A 2,818-nucleotide genomic window follows, 5' to 3' on the forward strand; every position below is an offset into this window, starting at 1 on the left:
AGCCCATCGATTCCGCATCGCGCATAAACGGCTCGTAGGGCATCAGGAATGCCGCCGCGAAATAGTTGGCGAGCTCGACGTGACAGCGCGCCAAACTCGTTCCGGCGGTGATTTTGCGGCCGCTGGTCAGCTTGTTGAGCAGATCCCGCAGCTCGACCAGGCACAGCACATGGGCGATCTGGAAGACCACGTTGGAGAAGTCAAGCGCTTCGGACAGATAGATGACCCGGTTTTCCCTGTCATAGACGCGCAGCGCTTGCGTCATCTCCTCGGTGGCGCGGCGCTGAATGCGAATGCCGTGCGTGTTGAGAAGCCGCGCCTTCAAGGCGGCATAGGTGTCGTCGGGTTCGCAGGCTTCCGTCGCGCGCAGTGCTTCGGCGGCGATTTCGAGATCGTGGAAGTAGTTCAAATTGTCTCGGAAGAAGTCGTGCACCGCCGCTTCGGCGGAGCTCGCGAGCAGGCGATCGGCGGTCACATTCGTGCCCTGGCGCATCAGGCGCTCAAGGGCGTTGCGATGAATGCCGTAGAGATGGAGGAACTGCTCGACCAATCGCGGCGCATGATCGATGGCGGCGCGCAGCTCGGTGAGGTCCGGCGTATAGGCCGAGAACATGGGGTCCTTGATGACGCTGCGTAGCTCGGCAAGCAGGTTCGAGGTCTTGTCGGCGACCATGTCCCGCCATTCGACGCCGTAATTGTCCGCGAGCGACATGAGAACGCGCAGCGATAGACTTCGCTCGTTATTCTCGAGCAGGTTCACGTAGCCAGCACTGACGCCCAGCACCCTAGCCATCTCGGCTTGGGTCTGGCGGCGCTCGCGGCGGAGCTGCCGAAGCTGTGGTCCCACGAAGGTTTTGGTCATCGCCGAACACTACAAAGTTACAGTTTCTGCTACTTTGTATGGAAACATACAACACATAAACCTGAAAAGAAAGGAGTTCCTCGACCCCGCGTGTTAGGTCCGAGCCAGAACATGCGGCAAACCGCTTGGGGCAGGAAACGGTCCATCACGGAGGTCTCAAATGACCCTGAAGGTTTTGATCCTTGGCGCATCATACGGGTCCTTGTTCGGCACCAAAGTCCTCATGGCGGGTCATGACGTGACGCTGGTCTGTCGCCGGGCCACCGCCGAGTTGATCAATATGCGTGGCACCGAAGTTCGCCTCCAGCTTAAGGGCGAGACCGCTCGCCGCCGCATCCGCTCGGCTGACCTTCCCGGCTACCTCGATGCCAAAGATCCGGAGACGGTCGAGCTTCCGGACTACGACCTCGTGGTGCTGGCGATGCAGGAGCCGCAGTACCTGCACCACACCGTACGTCACCTTCTAAATGAGATCGGCGAGGCGCGCGTGCCATGCCTGTCGCTCATGAACATGCCGCCGCTACCGTATCTCAAGCGTATCGCTGGCATCGATGCCGGCGCCGCGGAGGCCGCCTATTCGGACGCGCGCGTATGGGATCGCTTCGATCCGCACCTCATGACGCTGTGTTCGCCCGATCCCCAAGCGGCGCGATTGGCCGACGAACCAGCCAATGTGCTCGCGGTCAATCTACCCACCAACTTCAAGGCGGCGATCTTTCCGTCCACGAAACACAACGAGATCCTACGCCAGCTCGAGCGGGACATCGACGCCATTACCCTCGACGGCCAGGACGTACCGGTGAAATTGCGCGTGCATGACTCGCTGTTCGTACCATTCGCCAAGTGGCCGATGTTGCTCACGGGCAATTATCGCTGCGTCACCGCAGGGGAGCCGATTTCGATCCGCGAGGCCGTGCAATCCGATCTCGCTCTCTCCTCCGAAATCTATTCCGTCGTCGAGTCGATCGTGCACCACCTCGGCCGCGGCACCGATAGCCTCGTCCCGTTTGAGAAATACGTTGCTGCAACCGATAAGCTCATCGCGCCGTCTTCGGTCGCGCGCGCGATCGCGGGCGGCGCGGCTGCGGTCGAGCGCGTCGACAGGCTCGTGCAGATCATCGGCCGTCATTGCGGCATCGCGCATCCGGCCATCGACCGCACGGTTGCATTCGTCGATGCCGCGCTCGCGCGCACAAAGGTTTCTGCCGCCTAAAGGAGGCGGTCAACGCTCAAAATAATCCAAGGGAGGTTCAAATGCCAGGATTCAAGGGCCTTTCCGTACCCGGCCCCACCAACATGCCGTTCCACATCCGCCAGGCCATGGACGTTGCGCTGGAAGATCACCGCGCCCCTGATTTTCCGAAATTCACGGTGCCGCTGTTTACCGATTTGAAGGAGATCTTTCAGACCAAGAACGGCCAGGTCTTCATTTTCCCGGGCTCGGGCACCGGCGGCTGGGAATCGGCCATCGCCAATACACTGTCGCCCGGCGACAAAGTGCTGGCTTCCGTGTTTGGCCAGTTCTCGCTGCTGTGGGTCGATCTCTGCCAGCGCTTTGGCCTCGACGTCGACGCCATCGACGTCGAATGGGGCAAGGGCGTGCCTCTCGATCAGTACCGGGGGCGGCTGGCCGCGGACAAGCAGCATAAGATCAAGGCCGTGCTCGTCACGCACAACGAGACGGCGACGGGCGTCACGTCCGACGTCGCCGGCGTGCGCAAGATTCTCGACGAGCTCAATCATCCGGCCATGCTGTTTGCCGACGGCGTTAGCTCGGTCGCCTCAATCGACTTCCGCATGGACGAGTGGGGCGTCGACATCGCGGTGGCCGGCTCGCAGAAGGGCTTCATGCTGCCGACGGGTCTCGCCATCGTCTGCGTCAGTCAAAAGGCGTTGAAAGCAGGCGAAACCGCGAAATTGCCGCGCTGCTTCTTCGACTATCGCGACATGATCAAG

3 protein-coding genes are annotated in these 2,818 nt (G+C 61.2%); 2 read left to right on the top strand and 1 reads right to left on the bottom strand.

Annotated elements, in window-relative coordinates:
• The coding region (locus VEJ16_01975) for an ImmA/IrrE family metallo-endopeptidase (GenBank protein ID HYB08421.1) at positions 1-862 on the bottom strand (862 nt) is incomplete at its 3' end.
• Positions 863-1,022: 160 nt separating this feature from the next.
• Here VEJ16_01975 and VEJ16_01980 point away from each other — a divergent pair.
• Together VEJ16_01980 and VEJ16_01985 are read left to right on the top strand one after the other, a co-directional pair.
• Positions 1,023-2,075: a hypothetical protein gene (locus VEJ16_01980; GenBank protein ID HYB08422.1), complete on the top strand. Its 1,053-nt coding sequence runs from the start codon at positions 1,023-1,025 to the stop codon at positions 2,073-2,075.
• Positions 2,076-2,116: 41 nt separating this feature from the next.
• Positions 2,117-2,818, top strand: a 702-nt coding sequence (locus VEJ16_01985) for an aminotransferase class V-fold PLP-dependent enzyme (GenBank protein ID HYB08423.1), incomplete at its 3' end; no start/stop codon positions are given.

This window comes from Alphaproteobacteria bacterium (assembly GCA_035625915.1).
Taxonomy (GTDB): domain Bacteria; phylum Pseudomonadota; class Alphaproteobacteria; order JACZXZ01; family JACZXZ01; genus DATDHA01.

Coding starts and splice junctions, on each gene's coding strand:
- VEJ16_01980 (HYB08422.1), top strand. CDS start 1,023: ATGACCCTGAAGGTTTTGATCCTTGGCGCATCATACGGGTCCTTGTTC.